This is a genomic window from Rhizobium sp. BK112 (assembly GCF_014193215.1).
Lineage (GTDB): Bacteria > Pseudomonadota > Alphaproteobacteria > Rhizobiales > Rhizobiaceae > Rhizobium > Rhizobium anhuiense.
The window spans coordinates 652,231-670,307 of the sequence record NZ_JACHYZ010000002.1; the positions used below are offsets into that span (position 1 = coordinate 652,231).

General features: G+C 61.7%; 20 protein-coding genes and 1 pseudogene. 15 read left to right on the plus strand and 6 right to left on the minus strand.

Annotated elements, in window-relative coordinates:
- Positions 1 to 2 precede the first annotated feature (2 nt).
- On the minus strand, positions 3 to 974 hold the full coding sequence (locus tag FHT75_RS08640; RefSeq protein ID WP_063476621.1) for a glycerophosphodiester phosphodiesterase family protein: 972 nt from the start codon (positions 972 to 974) through the stop codon (positions 3 to 5).
- Positions 975 to 1,095: 121 nt separating this feature from the next.
- On the opposite strand from FHT75_RS08640, the gene FHT75_RS08645 reads away from it, so the two are divergent.
- The 3 genes from FHT75_RS08645 to FHT75_RS08655 all read left to right on the plus strand — a co-directional run bounded on the left by FHT75_RS08645 (position 1,096) and on the right by FHT75_RS08655 (position 4,844).
- Positions 1,096 to 1,908 carry an alpha/beta fold hydrolase gene (locus FHT75_RS08645; protein ID WP_063476622.1) on the plus strand — a complete coding sequence of 271 codons (813 nt, stop codon included), beginning with the start codon at positions 1,096 to 1,098 and terminating at the stop codon, positions 1,906 to 1,908.
- Between the two features lie 70 nt (positions 1,909 to 1,978).
- Complete coding sequence (locus FHT75_RS08650) at positions 1,979 to 2,989, plus strand: ligase-associated DNA damage response exonuclease (protein ID WP_048338326.1); 1,011 nt, start codon at positions 1,979 to 1,981, stop codon at positions 2,987 to 2,989.
- 229 nt (positions 2,990 to 3,218) lie between these two features.
- Positions 3,219 to 4,844 carry a cisplatin damage response ATP-dependent DNA ligase gene (locus FHT75_RS08655; protein ID WP_063476623.1) on the plus strand — a complete coding sequence of 542 codons (1,626 nt, stop codon included), beginning with the start codon at positions 3,219 to 3,221 and terminating at the stop codon, positions 4,842 to 4,844.
- A 70-nt stretch (positions 4,845 to 4,914) separates the two neighbouring features.
- On the opposite strand, the gene FHT75_RS08660 is transcribed toward FHT75_RS08655, so the two are convergent.
- Complete coding sequence (locus FHT75_RS08660) at positions 4,915 to 5,493, minus strand: nucleotidyltransferase family protein (protein WP_245445208.1); 579 nt, start codon at positions 5,491 to 5,493, stop codon at positions 4,915 to 4,917.
- Positions 5,494 to 5,668: 175 nt separating this feature from the next.
- On the opposite strand from FHT75_RS08660, the gene FHT75_RS08665 reads away from it, so the two are divergent.
- The 7 genes from FHT75_RS08665 to FHT75_RS08695 all read left to right on the plus strand — a co-directional run bounded on the left by FHT75_RS08665 (position 5,669) and on the right by FHT75_RS08695 (position 10,135).
- Positions 5,669 to 6,589: an alpha/beta hydrolase family protein gene (locus FHT75_RS08665; protein ID WP_029868116.1), complete on the plus strand. Its 921-nt coding sequence runs from the start codon at positions 5,669 to 5,671 to the stop codon at positions 6,587 to 6,589.
- A 190-nt stretch (positions 6,590 to 6,779) separates the two neighbouring features.
- Positions 6,780 to 7,586 carry a L,D-transpeptidase gene (locus FHT75_RS08670; protein WP_029868115.1) on the plus strand — a complete coding sequence of 269 codons (807 nt, stop codon included), beginning with the start codon at positions 6,780 to 6,782 and terminating at the stop codon, positions 7,584 to 7,586.
- A gap of 140 nt (positions 7,587 to 7,726) precedes the next feature.
- Complete coding sequence (locus tag FHT75_RS08675; RefSeq protein WP_029868114.1) at positions 7,727 to 8,461, plus strand: L,D-transpeptidase; 735 nt, start codon at positions 7,727 to 7,729, stop codon at positions 8,459 to 8,461.
- Positions 8,462 to 8,765: 304 nt separating this feature from the next.
- Complete coding sequence (locus FHT75_RS08680; RefSeq protein ID WP_003546468.1) at positions 8,766 to 8,975, plus strand: cold-shock protein; 210 nt, start codon at positions 8,766 to 8,768, stop codon at positions 8,973 to 8,975.
- A 235-nt stretch (positions 8,976 to 9,210) separates the two neighbouring features.
- Complete coding sequence (locus FHT75_RS08685) at positions 9,211 to 9,495, plus strand: hypothetical protein (RefSeq protein ID WP_029868111.1); 285 nt, start codon at positions 9,211 to 9,213, stop codon at positions 9,493 to 9,495.
- 56 nt (positions 9,496 to 9,551) lie between these two features.
- Entirely contained in the window at positions 9,552 to 9,788 is a 237-nt protein-coding gene (gene rpsU, locus FHT75_RS08690; protein ID WP_003569533.1) for a 30S ribosomal protein S21, read from the plus strand.
- A 113-nt stretch (positions 9,789 to 9,901) separates the two neighbouring features.
- Positions 9,902 to 10,135 (plus strand): hypothetical protein, encoded by a 234-nt coding sequence (locus tag FHT75_RS08695; protein WP_029868110.1) that lies wholly within the window; start codon positions 9,902 to 9,904, stop codon positions 10,133 to 10,135.
- A gap of 43 nt (positions 10,136 to 10,178) precedes the next feature.
- Here FHT75_RS08695 and FHT75_RS08700 read toward each other — a convergent pair whose 3' ends face one another.
- Entirely contained in the window at positions 10,179 to 10,664 is a 486-nt protein-coding gene (locus tag FHT75_RS08700) for a MarR family winged helix-turn-helix transcriptional regulator (RefSeq protein ID WP_047614211.1), read from the minus strand.
- Between the two features lie 124 nt (positions 10,665 to 10,788).
- Between FHT75_RS08700 and FHT75_RS08705 the strand changes: the two genes are divergently transcribed.
- Positions 10,789 to 11,211 carry an organic hydroperoxide resistance protein gene (locus FHT75_RS08705; protein WP_029868108.1) on the plus strand — a complete coding sequence of 141 codons (423 nt, stop codon included), beginning with the start codon at positions 10,789 to 10,791 and terminating at the stop codon, positions 11,209 to 11,211.
- Between the two features lie 88 nt (positions 11,212 to 11,299).
- Here FHT75_RS08705 and FHT75_RS08710 read toward each other — a convergent pair whose 3' ends face one another.
- Positions 11,300 to 11,893 (minus strand): LysE family translocator, encoded by a 594-nt coding sequence (locus tag FHT75_RS08710; RefSeq protein ID WP_063476625.1) that lies wholly within the window; start codon positions 11,891 to 11,893, stop codon positions 11,300 to 11,302.
- 7 nt (positions 11,894 to 11,900) lie between these two features.
- Positions 11,901 to 12,422 (minus strand): MarR family winged helix-turn-helix transcriptional regulator, encoded by a 522-nt coding sequence (locus FHT75_RS08715; RefSeq protein WP_063476626.1) that lies wholly within the window; start codon positions 12,420 to 12,422, stop codon positions 11,901 to 11,903.
- A gap of 68 nt (positions 12,423 to 12,490) precedes the next feature.
- Between FHT75_RS08715 and FHT75_RS08720 the strand changes: the two genes are divergently transcribed.
- The 3 genes from FHT75_RS08720 (at position 12,491) to FHT75_RS08730 (ending at position 14,594) form a co-directional block, all read left to right on the plus strand.
- Complete coding sequence (locus FHT75_RS08720; protein ID WP_063476627.1) at positions 12,491 to 13,219, plus strand: DUF899 domain-containing protein; 729 nt, start codon at positions 12,491 to 12,493, stop codon at positions 13,217 to 13,219.
- Positions 13,220 to 13,269: 50 nt separating this feature from the next.
- Positions 13,270 to 13,734: a DUF1579 domain-containing protein gene (locus tag FHT75_RS08725; protein WP_029868104.1), complete on the plus strand. Its 465-nt coding sequence runs from the start codon at positions 13,270 to 13,272 to the stop codon at positions 13,732 to 13,734.
- An 80-nt stretch (positions 13,735 to 13,814) separates the two neighbouring features.
- On the plus strand, positions 13,815 to 14,594 hold the full coding sequence (locus tag FHT75_RS08730; RefSeq protein ID WP_029868103.1) for a VOC family protein: 780 nt from the start codon (positions 13,815 to 13,817) through the stop codon (positions 14,592 to 14,594).
- 183 nt (positions 14,595 to 14,777) lie between these two features.
- Here the strand turns inward: FHT75_RS08730 and FHT75_RS08735 are convergent.
- Positions 14,778 to 16,299: pseudogene (locus FHT75_RS08735) on the minus strand (ABC-F family ATP-binding cassette domain-containing protein).
- 332 nt (positions 16,300 to 16,631) lie between these two features.
- Between FHT75_RS08735 and FHT75_RS08740 the strand changes: the two are divergent.
- Positions 16,632 to 17,948 carry a hypothetical protein gene (locus FHT75_RS08740; RefSeq protein ID WP_097630630.1) on the plus strand — a complete coding sequence of 439 codons (1,317 nt, stop codon included), beginning with the start codon at positions 16,632 to 16,634 and terminating at the stop codon, positions 17,946 to 17,948.
- Positions 17,949 to 18,077 lie beyond the last annotated feature (129 nt).

Sequence of the window (18,077 nt, forward strand, 5' to 3'; positions counted from 1 at the left end):
CCTCACTTTGCAAGCTTGCCGATCGCCTCGATCTCGTTCGTCCATATGCCCGCTGCATAGTCTTGCGGCAGCTGCGCCAGTTGCGCGGGGTCGTCGATGCCGGTGGAAAAATCGCTGCCGCGATAGGGGCCGAGCACGAAGACCTCGGTCCCGGCATCCTGCATCCGGTTGAGAAAACGGTCCGGCCAGCCCCAGAGCCACGGCGCGATATTGATCGGCACCAGCATCATCCGATGTTTGCAGGCGTCCGGCAGCACGCCGCTCCAGCCATAGCCGATATAGCCGAACAGGCAGCCCTTCAGGCTCTTGCGCGAGGCGGTCCTGATATCGGGCGAAAGCCGGCGCAGGACGTCGATCGGCTCGTCGCCGCCATAGACTGTGATATCAGCCCGTCGCGCGGCGGGAAGCCCGTTGAGCACGGCGGCGAGCTTTTCGCCCTCGGAAGGGTCGCGGCTCTTGACGTTGATGAGGAAGCGCCGATCCGGAAAGGTCGTCAGCACCTCGGCAAGCGTCGGCATCATGCCGATGCCCTGGCCGCGAAAGGGAAAGCTCTTGCCGCCATCGGCCGTATAGCCATAGCCGAGGTCGAGCTTCTTCATGTCGGCCATCGAATGCTCGCGCGTGACGCCGTGCCCGTCGGTGCGGCAGTCGAGCGTCCAGTCGTGAAAGACGGCGAATTGCCCATCCGTGGTCGGATGCACGTCGATCTCGACCATATCGGCGCCGGCTGCAAAGCCTGCCTGCATCGAGCGGATGGTATTTTCGAGATAATCGTGTTTCGGCGGCAGCATGCGGGCGGCCGTGCAGGTATCGTTCTTCAGATCGGTTTCGTCGAACCGCTGGGCGATGCCGCGATGGGCGAGCAGCACCGGTTTTCCCGGCCGATGCTCTGCGAGCAGGTTGGTATTGTTGAGGTAGATGCCGGCGGCTGCAGCGGCGATTGCCGCCGTGCAATAGAGAAGCTTCCTGCCCAAGATTTATCCCCCTCCGGTTGCATCGAACGCACAAGGGCTAGAAAGCGATTCCGGTTGTTCTTGGGCCCTTTTCCGGCTTTTCTATGCCATCGCCTATTTGCCGGACGGGAGCCTGATCGCTATGGAACCACAAGACGACGAGCTCATCCATTTTGAAGCGCATGGCGCCGCCCCGTTGCCGCCGGCAGCAGTCGAAGGCCATGTCGAGCACGACGGCGCCCGCATCTGGTATGCGAGCTACGGCGCCGGCCCTCCCGTCATTCTGTTGCATGGCGGCCTCGGCCATAGCGGCAACTGGGGCTATCAGATCCCGGCACTGTTGCTGAGCCGCCGCCGCGTCGTGCTGATCGACAGCCGCGGCCACGGAAGAAGCAGCCGCGATATCAGGCCCTATGCCTATGAGCTGATGGCTGCCGACGTGCTTGCCGTCATGGACGAACTCCATATCGATAAGGCGGCGATCGCCGGCTGGAGCGACGGCGCTTGCATCGCTCTGATCCTGGCCATGACGGCGCCGTCGCGGGTTGAGGGCGTCTTTTTCTTCGCCTGCAACATGGATCCGAGCGGCACGCTGGAATTTCATCCGACCCCGGTCATCGACCGATGCTTCAGCCGGCACGCCAGCGACTATGCCGCCTTGTCCGCCACGCCGGACGATTTCCATCCTTTTGTCGAGGCGGTCAGCCTGATGATGCGGACGGAGCCGAATTATGACGCGGCCGACCTCGGCCGGATCCGCGTGCCGGTCGCCATCGTGCTCGGCGAACATGATGAATTCATCAAGCCCGACCATGCCGAATATCTGGCCCGCAGCATTCCGGACGCTGCGATGATCTATCTCCCGGGCGTCAGCCATTTCGCGCCGCTGCAGCGGCCGGCCGAGTTCAACGCCGCGGTGGTCACCTTCCTCGATGGGATAGGATCACCGGCGTGAGCGGCGCATTCGATCGTGAGCTTTTCCAGCCCCTCTGGCCTCGCGCCCATTTCCCGCTATCTCTCGTTTCATGAGACCTGATGCGCTGCTCTATCCCGCCCCCGAAGGGCTCTATTGCCCCGAAGGCGGCTTTTATGTCGATCCGGTGCGGCCAGTCGAGCAGGCGCTCGTCACCCACGGTCATTCCGATCACGCCCGGCCGGGCCATGTGAACGTGCTTGCCACCCGCCAGACGCTCGACATCATGCGCCTGCGTTACGGCGAGGGTTTTTGCGCCAGCGAGCAGGCTGCCGCCTTTGGCGAGGCGCTGCTGGTCAACGGCGTCAAGGTGAGCTTTCATCCGGCCGGCCATGTGCTCGGCTCTGCCCAGATCGCCATCGAGAAGAACGGCACCCGCATCGTCGTCTCCGGCGATTACAAGCGCCGCCCCGACCCGACCTGCGAGGCCTATGTGCCGGTTCCCTGCGATGTATTCATCACCGAGGCGACCTTCGGCCTGCCGGTCTTCCATCATCCCGATCCGATGGACGAGATCGGCAAGCTGCTGGCGTCGCTGCGGCAATTTCCCGAGCGCACCCATCTCGTCGGCGCCTATGCGCTGGGCAAGGCCCAGCGTGTCATCCGGCTGCTGCGCGATGCCGGTTATGCCGAACCGATCTATATCCATGGCGCCATGGAAAGGCTCTGCGACTATTATATCGGAGAGGGCATCGATCTCGGCGAGCTGCTGCCGGCCACCATCGAAAGCCGCGACAAATCAGCCTTCAGGGGCGCCGTCGTCATCGGTCCGTCATCGGCCTTCGCCGACCGCTGGGCTCGCCGTTTCAACGAACCGTTGCCGGCCTTCGCCTCCGGCTGGATGATGGTGCGCCAGCGCGCCAAACAGCTCGGCGTCGAACTGCCGCTCGTCATCTCCGATCATTGCGACTGGCCGGAACTGACGGAAACGATCCGGGAACTGCACCCGGCCGAGGTCTGGGTGACGCATGGCCGCGAGGAGGCCCTGGTGCGCTGGTGCCAATTGCAGGGCATCAAGGCGAAACCGCTGCATCTGGTGGGGTATGAGGACGAGGGGGATTGAGGATGGAGTTCGTTGCTGAAAATCCCTCCCCAAACCCTCCCCACAAGGGGGAAGGGCTGCCGCGCCTCGCCCGTCGCATTTTACCTCTGACGGCCTTGCATGCAGCGACGTTGCCTTGGGGCGAGGCGTTGCCGCAGGATAGTTCCTCCCCCTTGTGGAGAAGGCTTGGGGAGGGGGCTTTTCCATACGCCATTGGGGAGGGGTTTTCCTCGAGAGCCGGGAGGCGCCCATGAAAGCCTTCGCCGACCTCCTCGACCGCCTGGTGCTCACCCCCAGCCGCAACGGCAAGCTGAAGCTGCTCACCGATTATTTCCGCGACACGCCGGACCCCGACCGCGGCTATGGCCTTGCCGCCATTGCCGGCACGCTGGAGGTGCGCAACGTCAAGCCTGCCATGCTGCGCGAACTGGTGCTGGAGCGCATCGACGAGGTGCTGTTCCGCTATTCCTATGATTATGTCGGCGATCTTGCCGAAACCATCTCGCTCGTCTGGGACAATGAGAGGGATATCGACCGTTCGGCACTCGCTCAGCCGCGCCTCGGCGAAGTCGTCACCGGCATGAACGCGCTCGGCCGCACCGAAGTGCGCAGCTTCGTCCGCGACCTGCTCGACCGGCTGGATTCGTCCGGCCGTTTCGCCTTCATCAAGCTGGCGACCGGCGCCATGCGCATCGGCGTTTCCGCCCGCCTTGCCAAGCAGGCGCTCGCCGATCTCGGCGGCAAGGACGTGACCGAGATCGAAACCCTCTGGCATGGCCTGCAGCCACCTTACGAGACCTTGTTCACATGGCTGGCAGGCGGCGGCGAAAAGCCGGTGCTGGCCACACCGGCGATTTTCCATTCCGTCATGCTCGCCAATGCGGTGGAGGAGGGCGATCTTGCCGGCCTCGATCCGGTGAATTACGCCGCCGAATGGAAATGGGACGGCATCCGTGTCCAGCTCTCCCGCTCGGGCGACAGGCGCAAGATCTATTCCCGCTCCGGCGACGACATTTCAGGCGCCTTTCCCGATATTCTAGACGCGATCAATTTTTCCGGCGTCGTCGACGGCGAGCTGCTGGTCGGCGGCACCGCCCGCTCCAACAGCCCGACCCGAACCTTCTCCGACCTGCAGCAGCGCCTGAACCGCAAGACGGTGACGGCGAAGATGCTTGGCGACTATCCCGCCTTCATCCGTACCTATGACCTGCTCTTCGACGACGAGGAGGATGTCCGCGGCCGCTCCTATATCGATCGCCGCGACCGGCTGACCGAGATCATCGACCGCGCCCCCCATGACCGTTTCGACCTCTCGCCGCTCGTGCCGTTCTCCTCATGGGAAGAGCTCGACGCCCTGCGCGCCGCCCCGCCCGATCCCGTCATCGAAGGCGTGATGATCAAGCGCCGCGACAGCATCTACCAGGCCGGCCGCATGAAGGGCCCCTGGTTCAAGTGGAAGCGCAATCCTTACAATGTCGATGCGGTGCTGATGTATGCCCAGCGCGGCCACGGCAAGCGCTCCAGTTATTATTCCGATTTCACCTTCGGCGTCTGGGCCGACGACGAGGACGGCGAACAGCTGGTGCCGGTGGGCAAGGCCTATTTCGGCTTCACCGATGCCGAACTCGAGGTGCTCGACAAATTCGTGCGCAACAATACCACCGAGCGTTTCGGCCCGGTGCGGGCCGTGCGGGCCGACAGGGATTTCGGCTTTGTCGTCGAAGTGGCTTTCGAGGGCATCAACCGCTCGACCCGGCACAAATCCGGTGTCGCCATGCGTTTTCCCCGCATCGCCCGCCTGCGCCCCGACAAACCCTCCTACGAGGCAGACCGGTTGCGCACGCTGATCGCCATGATCGACGCCAAACCGGCGTGACCGGATGGATATTGCCGAAGCGCGTTGCATGAATGACGCAGACTGTAGCAGAAGCCGTCAAGCGATCCGCCTACGGGTCCCAGGCGATGATTTCAAGATCCGGCCACAGCGTGCCCCACCGCGCGATCTTCTTCTCGTAGATTTCCCGGGTAATCTGCTTCTTGTTGGCTCGCACCACCGGGGCCAGGAGGTCCTTCAGGCCGTAGGGTGCAAACAGATCCAGCCCCTTGTCCACGGGGCGAATGCCGACGGCAGCGGCCGTGGTCGGAAAGGTCGTGATCGCCTCATCTGTGGATGTATACGGCGTTATCGAATGCCCGAACTTTTCCTTGTACCAAATATGAACTCTGGCCTGGTTCTTCACGTCTATCCAGACAGGCAGATTGGATAATAGCCCCCGAATACGGGCAGAGTGATCTGCTTCGGCGCTTTCGGACAGATCATTGCCATCGAAATAAACAATATCGATGTCATTGATGCCGTGATCGTGGGCAAAGCCAAAGGCGTGGTTCCATACTGTCTGGGCGATCGCCCCGGCCACCAATCGCGCATCAGGCAACCCGATACGGTCCCAGTGATCGAGCACCGTCGAGAGAAGCGGACTGTCCGAAATGATCGCCTGGAGTTCCATGTGCGGATTCAGCGTCAATTCCCCCTTTTCGCTTATCCAACGCGATTCCCGATATAAGATTGTTGCGATAAGGTTTGCGTGGCAACCTGCGCAACAATGACGCAGGGCAATATTTTCAACACCATGTGTATTGGCGGCAACGATCTTCCGGTGCAGATTTTGCATGCCGGGGAGATGATTTGGGTGCTGCGTTATGAGCTCGCGTGAACAAAATTCCTTTTTCCTCCAACGCCGTGCCGTGCTGGCGGGTCTTGCCGGTGCATTCGTCCTGCCGCGGATGGCGGCCGCCTTCGATGTCCCGGACGAGCCGCGCCTCGCCAAAGGCGACTATGCCAAAGTCCGCCACCATTTTCGCACCAAGCTGTTGCAGAAGGGCCCGGCGCCCGACAAATACGAACCGCTGAATGCGCCTGCCGATGCAGACAAGATCTTCTACCGCTCCGGCTACGGCGAGTTGGAACTGGCGGCCTGGGTTTCGAAATACAAGCGCGAGCGCGCCGCCAAACCGGCCGTGCTCTTCCTGCACGGCGGCAATGCCATGGGCATCGGCCACTGGCAGTTGATGAAGCCCTATATGGATGCCGGTTATGTCGTGATGATGCCATCGCTGCGCGGCGAAAACGGCCAGATGGGCAATTTCTCCGGTTTCTATGACGAGGTCGACGATGTGCTCGCCGCCGCCGAGCGCCTGGCGCATCTGCCGGGTGTCGATCCCGAACGCCTGTTCATCGCCGGCCACAGCATCGGCGGCACGCTGACCATGCTGGCGGCGATGAGCACCGATAAGTTCCGTGCCGCGGCGCCGATTTCGGGCAATCCCAATGCTTTCCGCTTCTTCAGCCGCTATCCCCAGGATATCCGCTTCGACGACAGCAATGCGCATGAGTTCGAGGTGCGGTCGGCGCTGTGTTACGCCCACAGCTTCAAATGCCCGGTCCGTGTCGTCCACGGCACCGAAGAGGCCCATTTCAATGACCGCGCCGATCTGCTTGCCCGCCGCGCCCGCGCCGCCGGCATCCATATCGAAACCGATACCGTCGCCGGCAACCACACCTCGGCGCTGCCGGCCGAGATCGAACAGAGCATCCGCTTCTTCCACGGGGTGGCGGCCTGAGTTTTGCCGATACCGGCAGCAGCGATGAAGTGTGACGGATGATTGATTGCGATCCCGCCGCCGCCCACGGTGGCGGGTTCATCGTTTGCTGATCTTGCTTTTCCCACCCCAACACCAGCCTCGCGCCAGCCGCAGATGCCATCGTCCCGGCAGATGTCGTTGTCTGCCGATCGTTGATAAGGGTGGTTCCATGAATTTTCTGCGCCGGGTCTTCCCGATTGCCGGGCTTGTGATTGCCGTTGCGTCGCTGAGCGGCTGCAACATTCTCATTCCCGATGTCGCCGCCGATTCGCCCGCCCGCTTCGTCCAGGAAACCTCGCCGGTGTTTTATCAGCCGCCCGGCGTCGATCCGCGCCGGGTGCGGCCCATTCCCGATCAGCCGGTGCCGCAGACGCGCGAACTCTACAAGACCCAGTTCCATCAGACCTACGGCCTGCCGGTCACCAATCCCGTGCACATGGCGATGTATGGCCAGCTTCGCGACGAGGATTTCACCCTGCCGGCGATCCCGATCAGCCGCGTGCAGCCGCAGTTCCTGCGCCAGGAGGTCGATTACCAGACGACAGAGCGGCCCGGCACCGTGATCGTCGATACCAAGACGCGCTTTCTTTATTTCGTCGAGGGCAACGGCAAGGCGATGCGCTACGGCGTCGGCCTCGGCCGCGACGGTTACGCCTGGTCGGGCCGCGGCACCATCCAGTGGAAGCAGAAATGGCCGCGCTGGACGCCGTCAGTCGAAATGGTCTCGCGCCAGCCTGAGGTTCGCCCCTTCGGCGCGGAGAATGGCGGCATGAATCCGGGACTGATGAACCCGCTCGGCGCCCGCGCCATGTATATCTTCAAGGGCGGGCAGGACACGCTCTACCGCATCCATGGCACGCCCGACTGGCAGTCGATCGGCAAGGCCACTTCATCTGGCTGCGTGCGCATGCTGAACCAGGACGTCATCGATCTCTACGACCGCGTTCCGGCCAAGGCTGAGATCGTTGTGATGTAGCGCTGCAACAGCGCGCCCCATATCGTCTGCCCCAGGCCGGACACGTCTGCGTGAAGCTATGGTTTATTTGGCGCAAGCCGATAGATTCACTGATGTCGTTATCCCAGGATTCCCGCATTAAAGGAAATCAGTCCCGCGTCATGAGCTTCGATAGACATCTTTCCCGCCGTAGCTTTCTTTCCTTTTCGGCATTGACCGCAGCCTCCGCACTCACCGGCTGCGCCTCCAGCGCCAACACGGTGACATCAGGCGATACAACGATCATTTACCGTTCGCCCATGCGCCTGTTCCAGTCCCCGGGGGCGTCGAGCGTGCCGAGCGGAGCCGAGCTTGCCGTCATGTATGGCCCCATCGAGGACGGCGGCTTTCTCATTCCCGCCGTTCCCTACGAACAGATCGATCCGCGCTATTATCGCCAGCGCGTCGTCGATCCCACCGGCCAGCCGCCGGGCACCATCGTCGTCGATACGCCATCGCGTTTCCTCTATCTCGTCCAGAGCGATGGCATGGCGATGCGTTACGGGGTCGGCATCGGCCGCGAGGGTTTTGCCTGGCAGGGCTCGGGCGTCATCCAGTGGCGGCAGAAATGGCCGCGCTGGAAGCCGCCGAACGAGATGGTCGCCCGCCAGCCGGAACTCGTCAAATATTCGATCGACAACGGCGGCATGGAGCCGGGCCTGAAGAACCCGCTCGGCGCCCGCGCGCTCTATATCTTCTCGAATGGCGAGGACACGCTCTACCGCCTGCACGGCAATCCCGACTGGCGCTCGATCGGCAAGGCCGTCTCATCGGGCTGCGTGCGGCTGATGAACCAGGATATCATCGATCTCTACGACCGCGTGCCGACAAAGGCGCCGATCGTCGTCTGGCAGTAATGATCACCAGGGCGGCCCACAATCCGGCCGCCCCGGATCGATCCTTTTCCCCGAGGAAGTCGTTGCTTCCGCCCAAAAGCACCAGCTTTCGCTTGAGCAAGAGTTTTCATTTTGCGCCGCCAGGGGATTTTATTTTTCGAAATACCATTGCTTAATTCGATAAATATCCTACATGGTGCGTATCGAATTGCTTGCGACCTTTGTCCACGCGCTGAAGCGCTCCGTCAGATATCCTCTCAACATCGATACGGCTTGTCGGATATCTCTCCGCAGGCGAACACAAACGGTTGAAAAGGAGATCGTTATGAATTCAGGCGTCGTCAAGTGGTTCAATGGCACCAAGGGCTTTGGCTTCATCCAGCCCGATGATGGTTCTACCGACGTTTTCGTTCACATTTCAGCGGTTGAACGCGCCGGCATGCGCGAACTCGTTGAAGGCCAGAAGATCCGCTACGATCTCGTCCGCGACAAGAAGTCCGGCAAGAACTCGGCTGATAATCTTCAGGCCGCATGATTTGTCATTCGCCTGCGCTGACCATGAACATGGCGGCGGGCTGACCAAATGCTGGCAGTGAGCTGACCACGGATGTACTGGCAGCGAACTGACCAAAGATTGGCAGCGGGCTGAGTGACTGGAAGAGGTCGGGTCCGAGCCCGGCCTTTTTGCTTTGATCGCCTGGCTTTGCTGATTTGATCGCCCGGCCGTTGATTGATCGATTGCGCAGCCGAAGAGTCGAAGGGACGCTGAAATGGGCAGACCAAACTATAAAGTCGGCGACATGATCGTGCTGAAATCCGGCCTCACCCGTACGGCCAAAGCCGACAAGCGGTGCCGGATTTCCAGCATCCTGCCCAACGACCACGGGCATGTGCAATATCGGGTCCAGTTCGATGCGGAGAATTTCGAGCGCCGCATCACTGAGGCCGATATCGATACGGGGGAAACGCCATCCAGGGTTTCTCCCGAGGCGGCGGCCAAGTCCGATGGCGCCGAGCCATGGCTGAAGTTTTCGAGCATCAAGATCGGGAAGTAGTCCCGCCGTTTTTACTATGACAGCGCGGCCTTGCCGCCGACAGGAAGGATATCGTTTTGCAGGTTCTCGTCAGGGATAACAACGTCGATCAGGCGCTCCGCGTGCTCAAGAAGAAGATGCAGCGGGAAGGTCTGTTCCGGGAAATGAAGGCGCGCAGCGCCTTTGAGAAGCCGTCCGAGAAGCGCGCCCGCGAAAAGGCCGAAGCCATTCGCCGCCAGCGCAAGCTTGCCCGCAAGAAGCTGCAGCGCGAAGGTCTGCTGCCGGCACCGAAGAAGGTTCTTCGCGCCCGCTAAACCTAGCCGTGGAATCACGGCGCCTGCCGTGGAATCGTGGCGCCAAACATGGAGCCGCGGTTCCAGCCGCGGAGCCACGACTCTAGCGCCGCCATCACCTGAGAAAGGGGCACATGACCGCCACCAAGGGAGAATTCTTCAATCCCGCCAAGCTCTCGTCTCGCGACAAGGCGGAAGCGACCGATCATACGGCGCGCGCCATCATCGCCGCTGAGGCATCGGCTCGTGACAAGAAGACGGAGAAGCTGAAAGCACTGCGCCTGCAGCAGGAGGCCGAAGCCGAACCTAAGGCGCCGCCTGCAAAGAAGCGCCGGTCGCCGGCCAAGCCGGCTGCGGGACGGCCCTAATCCTCGGTGGGTGCCCTTATTTAGGCTGACCGGGTGGATGCGTTCAGCCGTCCGTGCCGGCGTGGGCGAGATTGCCGCGCAGCCGATGCAGCATGTCGCGCATCTCGGCCATTTCCTTGAGCGTGCAGCCGGCGGCTTGCCCGATCGCCGTCATGATCGTATCGATCTCCCCCTTCATCGCCTCACCTCTCGGGGTCAGTGACACGATTACCTGCCGTTCGTCGCGCAGGTCGCGGATGCGCTTGATCAGTCCGCCCTGTTCCAGCCGTTTCAACAGCGGCGACAGCGTGCCGGAATCGAGATCGAGCTGCTCGCCGATCGTCTTCACCGGCAACTCGCTGCGTTCCCAGAGCACCAGCATCACCAGATATTGCGGATAAGTCAGCCCGACCCGGTCGAGGATTGGCTTGTAGGCGCGGGTGAAAGCATGCGCCGTCGCATAGACCGCGAAGCACAACTGCTTTTCCAGTCGTTTCTCCTCTTGCGGTATCTCCATCGTCTTCGTCGTGTGCGCTTTCATATCCATCATCCTTGAGGCCTTATTGTCCTCTTTTCGAATTCGAAATGCAATTTGCAAAATTCACTTGCGTACAATTTAATTGTGCGATATTGAAAATCCAACCCGATCGAAGGGCCAATCAAAGGAGATCGTCATGCCTATTCTCTATACGACCAAAGCCTCTGCCACCGGCGGCCGCGCAGGCCGCGCCGTTTCCGAAAACGGCGTTCTGGACGTGACGCTGACCGTTCCCAAGGAACTCGGCGGCGACGGCGCGACCGGCACCAATCCCGAACAGCTCTTCGCTGCCGGTTACTCCGCCTGCTTCCTCGGTGCTTTGAAATTTGTCGCGGGCCAGCAGAAGGTCAAGATTCCGGAAGAGACGACGGTTTCCGCCAAGGTCGGCATCGGCCCGCGTGAAGATGGCGGCGGCTTCGGCATCGAAGTGGCGCTGACGGTCAATATCCCCGGTCTCGACCGCGAAACCGCCGAAAAGCTCGCCGCCGCGGCCCACATCGTCTGCCCCTACAGCCACGCCATGCGCACCTCGACCGAAGTTCCGGTCACGGTTGCCTGATCGGCTTTAAGAAAAGCGGCAGCCGCGATGGCTGCCGCAATCTGCCGGCAGGGCAGGGCCATTGACCTGGTGGGAAATCGGTTCGATTTCAGCTCCGCATCGCGATCAGCGCCGCCGAACCCGCCATCAGCCCTGCCGCCGACCGGTTCACCGCCCGCATCTGGCGTGGTGAGCGGATGAAGGCGCGGGCTCTTGCCGCGACCATGAGATAGGCGACTTGCACGCCGAGATCGATCGCAAGGCCGAGAGCGACGATCACGGCAATCTGCGATACCGACAGCGCCGTCAGATCGAAGGCCTGTGGCAGCACCGCCCCGAAAAACACCACCGCCTTCGGATTGCCGAGCGTCAGCAGCATGCCGGCGACCAGGCCGCGCTTGCCGCCCGCCTGCGCCTGGATGCCATCAGGCGCGCTCGTCCAGAGCTTCCAGGCTATGAACAGCAGATAGGCGACCCCCAGCCATTTGACGATGACGAAGGCGGCCTCGAAGCGCAATGCCAACGCCGAAAGCCCTGAGATCGCTGCCACCAGCCAGAGCGAATTGCCGGCGACCATGCCGAGGATGAAGGTAAGCGTCGAGCGCCCGCCACGCGTAAGCACCTGCGCGATTAGCGCGCCCTGGGCCGGTCCCGGAAGGGCGGCGGCGAGTGTGAAGGGAATGATGAAGAACCAGATGCTCATAGCCCGCCTATTCCGCCGTTGTCCGCCTGTTATGACGGGACGGCCGCGGCGACGCAGCGGCCTTCAGCGTTTCGGCCGGCATGGATGATAGCGCCTGCAGGTCCTGCCGCAGCCGCGCGGAACCGCCATCCGAGAGCCTGCCGTCAAGCAGCGCATGCGTTTTTTCCCAGATCGGCAGCGCCTTTGCCAGCGCCGCCTTGCCATCGGCGGTGAGGCTCAGCAGCCGGCCGCGCCTATCCCGGGGGTTCTCCATCACTGCGACCCAGCCCTTGCGCTGCAGCGGCTTCAGCGCCGCCGTCAGCGTTGTCTGGTCCATCGCGAGCAGGGCGGCGACCGGTCCCATCGGCGGCGGTTCCGGCCGGTTCAGCGACATCATCAGCGAAAACTGCCCGTTGGTCAGCCCCGCCGGCCTCAGCGCATCGTCGAACAGCCGGGCAAGTGCGCGCGCTGCCCGCTGCACATGCAGGCAGAGGCAGGTGTCGCGCACCATCAGCGTCGTGGAAAAGGGAATCTCGATCGAATTTGACATGCTCCATTTCTATTGATATCAATGTAATTAGTCAAGGAAAAGGAGCGTGCCGGAGGAGGGCGCATTCCATGCAGAATGAGGTTGTTTCCCGAGAAGAATGGCTCGAAGCCCGCCGCGCCCTGCTGGTAAAGGAGAAGGAGGCGACGCGGCTGCGCGACAGCGTCAACGCCGCCCGTCTGGCGATGCCCTGGGTGAAGGTCGACAAGGATTATGTCTTCGACACGCCGGAGGGAAAGAAATCGCTCGCCGATCTTTTCGACGGCCGCAGCCAGTTGCTGGTCTATCATTTCATGCTCGGTCCCGATTGGGATGCCGGCTGCACCGGCTGCTCCTTCCTGTCGGATCATGTCGACGGCGCTCTGCCGCATCTGAACCATCACGACGTCACCTGGGTCGCCGTTTCGCGCGCGCCGCTCGACAAGATCGCCGCCTACAAGCGGCGCATGGGCTGGCAATTTCCCTGGGTCTCTTCCTTCGGCAGCGATTTCAATTTCGATTATCACGTTTCTTTCAGCCCGGAGGATCTTGCCAAAGACAAGGTCTTTTACAATTTCACGCCTATGCCGCCGGCTGATGCCAATGACGAGCTGCCGGGCCTCAGTGCTTTCTACCGCAACGACAAGGGCGAGGTCTTCCATACCTATTCGAGTTATGCCCGCGGCCCGGAAGAACTGATCGGCACCCTGATGATCCTCGACCGCGCCCCGAAGGGCCGTAACGAGGACAGCACGATGAATTTCGTGCGCCGCCACGACGAATATGAGGGGGCCCCGAAGGCGCCATCCTGCTGTCACTGAGCCGGGATGCGGAAAGACGACGCCACCATCACTCAAGGGAGAAGAGGACGATGAAGACCGCTGAAGTGCTGAAGGAACATTCCTTCCTGGAAAGACTGATCGGCGAATGGACCGTCACCGCACCCGATATGACCGGCAGCGAGCCCTGGACGGAAACCGTGCGCTCGCTGCACGGCATCTGGTTCGTCGCCGAAGGGACCGGCCGCATGCCGGATGGTAAAGAGGCGACCAGCATCCTGACGCTTGGCTACAACGCCGCAAAAGGCAAATATATCGGCAGCTGGATCGGCAGCATGATGGACTATATGTGGGTCTATGAGGGCGAGCTCGACGCATCCGGCAATGTGCTGGACCTCTATACGACAGGTCCCGACTTCAATGGCGAGGGACTTGCCGATTACTGCGAGCAGATCACCTTCACCGACGCCGATCACCGCACCTTCATCTCCAGCGCCAAGCAGCCTGACGGTTCCTGGAAGCAGTTCATGGAAGCACATTACGCCCGCAAGATCTGACAATCACGGCGCTCGACCTTGAAAGAAGGGGTTTCGAAAAAGAGGCCTCGGGAAAGGAGCGTCGAAAAAGGGAGAGTAGGATGTCCGAGACGCATGGAAAGTTCATCTGGTGCGAGTTGATGACCCCCGACACAGCGGCTGCTGCGAAATTCTACAGCTCCGTCGTCGGCTGGACGACCTCCGAGATGAAAATGGAGGGCATGCCGACCTATACGATCTTCGAGGCGAACGGCATCGGCGTCGCCGGCCTGATGGAGTTTCCGGCCGAACTCGAGGGCAAGGGCATTCCACCGAACTGGACGGGTTATGTTGATGTCGACGACGTCGATCAGTCGGCCAAGGATTTCGCCGCCAATGGCGGTTCGGTCCGCCGTCCGCCGGAAGACATCCCGACCATCGGCCGCTTCGCCGTCGTCGCCGATCCGGGTGGCGCGGTGATCTGTATCATGACGCCGGCGCCGATGGACAAAACCTGGCCGGAACTGGCCTTCGACGCGCCCGGCAATATCGGCTGGCACGAACTCTACGCCGGCAATGGCGAACAGGCGCTGGCCTTCTATTCCAAGCTGTTCGGCTGGACGAAGCACAGCGATTTCGACATGGGTCCGATGGGCGTCTACCATCTCTTCGCCCATGGTGGCCGGCAGATCGGCGGCATGATGACCAAGCCGGACAATATGCCGATGCCCTTCTGGTGCTACTATTTCATCGTGCCGGCGATCGACGCCGCGATCGAACGCGTCACCTCAGGCGGCGGCAAGGTCGTCAACGGCCCGATGGAAGTCCCCGGCGGCAGCTGGATCATCCAGGCCACCGACCCGCAAGGCGCCTTCTTCTGCCTGGTGGCGCCGAAGCGGTAGGTTTTGCCGCATTTTTGGCGGTGTGGCGTAAAGCCCCCTTATCCGCCCTACGGGCACCTTCTCCCCGAGGAGAGAAGGGGGAATCGAGACGTCGCCACGAGTCCCTTCTCCCCGCGGGGAGAAGGGCGGCAGCTGGATGAGGTGGCTTCACGGCACACGGCCAACACCAATCACACCCATCCATCACCCCGCAACCGAAGCAAAGAACCCTTCCGGGCTCTCCACCTCCACCAGCCGCTTCTTCTCGATCAGCCAGAACCGGTTGCCCACCGCCCGCATGAAACTGCGGTCGTGTGAGACCAGCAGGCAGCTCGCTTCATGCGACATCAGTTCGCCCTCCAGCGCTTCCTGTCCATCGATGTCGAGGTGATTGGTCGGCTCGTCGAGCAGATAGAAGTTCGGCTCGGTCAGCCGCAGCACCAGCATGCCGAGCCGCGCCTTCTGGCCACCGGACAGCTGGCCGATCGGTTTTGCCTGCATGTCGATCGTCATGCCGGCGCCGGCCAGCAGGGCCCGTGCCCGCTGGTCGCCGACATCGAAGCGGCGGATGATCGTGCCAATCGGCGTGTCGCCGTCGGCGAGATCGGCAAGCGCCTGGTCGCCATAGCCGAGCACGAGCGAAGGCGTCGCCTTGATGCTGTCGCGCGCCGTCTCCGGCCTTTCGATCGCCTGCTTCAGCATCGACACCAGCCGCGACTTGCCGGCGCCGTTGAGGCCGAGCAGCACGATGCGGTCGCCCTGGCAGATGAATTGCCGGCCGGTCTTGAATAGAGGCGTCCCATCCGGCGTCGTCACGGCCGCATCCTCCAGGCGTCACGAGCACCTTGGCATGCGTGCCGCGATTGGCGAGCCGGATGGCGCCGGCCGAGCGCTCGAGATGCGCCGGTTTTGCCGCATCCTCCAGCTTCTCGGCCCGCTGCTTGAGCTGCTTCGTCTTGACGACGAGCAGGTCGCTGCCCGAATTGATGCCGATATTGTTGAGCTTCGCCGCCTGCTTGCGCAACTGCTCCGCCACCTTCATGTCGCGCTCGTAGCGCCGGGCCTCTGACGCATCGGTTTCGTCGAGGGCGGCGCGCGCGCGCGCGTAGGGCAGGGCGAAGACCGGCGATTGCTCCGGCCGCAGGAACAGCGTCCGGTTGGTCGTCGCATCGAGGAAGGCGCGGTCGTGGCTGGACAGGATCACCGGCACGTCGCGCGGCAGCGCATTCAACCAGCCTTCGAGCTGGGCGATCTTTTCAAGGTCGAGATGGTTGGTCGGCTCGTCGAGCAGAAGCACGTCGGGCTCGCTCACCCAGGTGCGGGCAAGCATGGCCAGCCGTTGCCATCCGCCGCTCAACTGCTTCAGCGGCCGCTGGCGCATGGCCTCCGGCACCTCGAGCGATTCCAGCACCACATCGACGCGCCAGCTCTCGCTTTCGGCCTGATCGGCCGGCAGCGCCTGCTGCACGGCATCATAGAACGGCGTGTCGAAAAGCCCGGGCGGTACATTCTGCGCGACATGGCCGACGGTCAGCCCGCGCGCCTTGGTGATCTCGCCCTCGCTCGGCTCCAGCGCGCCGGTGATGCAGGCAAGCAGCGTCGATTTGCCCCGCCCGTTGGCGGCGACGAGGCCGATGCGATCGCCTGTGTTGACGACGAGATTGAGCTTGGAAAACAACGGATTGCCCAGCGTCACGCCGAGATTGCGGATATTGATGAGTGTCATGATCGTTCTCTGGTCTTGACCGGGTATCACGCGCGATCCGGGGCATTCAGCCATCACGGGATTGCGTGTATCGGGCCTGGAAATTGAGAAGAATGCGCGCTGTCAGCTACGGCGTCGCATTGGCCACGAAGGGCAGACCAGGAAGAGATGTCGAGAAACGGCCTCTGGTCAGCCCTGCAAACGCGTTTGCAGGGCGTTGATGTCGTTCATCGATGTTCGTCGCCATGCAAATTTGACTTTGTTTTGTCAATGTTTTTTCCTTTGCCGTCCACTCTTGTCCGCTGATATTCATGGTGTATATTGGGCACTATTGGGCACTACGGATACAGCACATGGTCTCGAAAATCGACACGGTTGCAAAGCGAACTAAGCTTCCAATCGCCAAGAAACCAGTATGGGAACGCCTCGCCCCCGGCGTGTTTCTCGGTTACCGAAAATCGCCAGAGGCCAGAAAATGGCTGGTTCGTTACCACGACCCGGACGCGCCTAAAGGTGCGAGCAATCCCTACAAGATGCAAGTCTTTGCGAATGCGGACGATGCCCATATCGATGAAGAAACGTTGAGTTTTAAGCGCGCATCAGTCGAGGCACTGAAGCTCGCTGAAGCCGCAGCCGTTCCAAGCGCCAAGGGTGCGCGTCCCCTCACGGTGCGCCGTGCGGTAGAGGAATACATAGCCGTTCGGAATTCTCGCGACAGGAAAAACAAAGGCCGTGTTGATATCCGATCCGATGCCGATACTCGTCTGTCGCGCAATGTCCTCTCTGACGTTGACCTGTGCGATACGAAGCTGAGGGACACAACGCGGGAACGGCTGCTTGAATGGCTCGACAACCTACCGCTGAGCGCCGCGACGAGGAAGCGGCTTGCAGGCGACTTCAAGGCGGCGCTACGCCTTGCCGGTGACAACTACGCGAAGTCCCTTCCGGCGACGTGGAAGGCGGAGATTTCCAGCGCTCTCACGGTGACGAACGACGAGCCGAACAGCCGCGATATCCAAGTTCTCGCCGACGACCAAATCAAAGCAGCCTTGCGCGCGGCCAAGGAAGTGGACGAGGCCGGAAATTGGGACGGCGATTTGTACCGCCTAATGGTCGCACTCGCCTCGACAGGTGCGAGGTTTTCACAGGTGGCGAGGATCAACAGGAAAGGCGCGTTCCGGCAGCAACGCATGGACCGGGTGAGCGGTACAGAGATGACCGATTACGTGATAATGGTCCCGGCAAGCCGCAAGGGCAGGGGTGGCAAAACCGAACTGGTAACTAAGCGAATTGTAGCCGCAGCCGACTTCGACATACTGACATCTGGAGCAGATACCGACCCAGACGGCCCGTTGTTGCAGCGATGGAAAAACGAGGAAATCTCGCCAACTGTTTGGAAGCGTGGCAGCCGTGCGGCCTGGTATCACGCTTCCGAAATCACCCGACCTTGGGGCCAAGTCGTGAAACGGGCCGGACTTCCGAACCACACCGTACCGTATGCCTTTCGCCATTCTTCTATCGTTCGGCAGCTTCAATCGGGATTGTCGGTGACGCTGGTCGCGGCGCTCCATGACACGTCCCCTGCGATGATCCAAAAACATTACGCCCGTTTCATCGCAGATGTCAGCGACGGCATCGTCGCCGCTACAACGCTGAGCGTTGCCGAATAGTAGGCGATAGGTGGAAAATTATCCCCCATCGCTCTTTGGCGATGGGGAGTGCAGATAGTGAACATTGTGATCGAAAAAAACTAAAAAGGGGTCTTTACAGCCTTCGAGCGCATCACCGACGATCTCCCA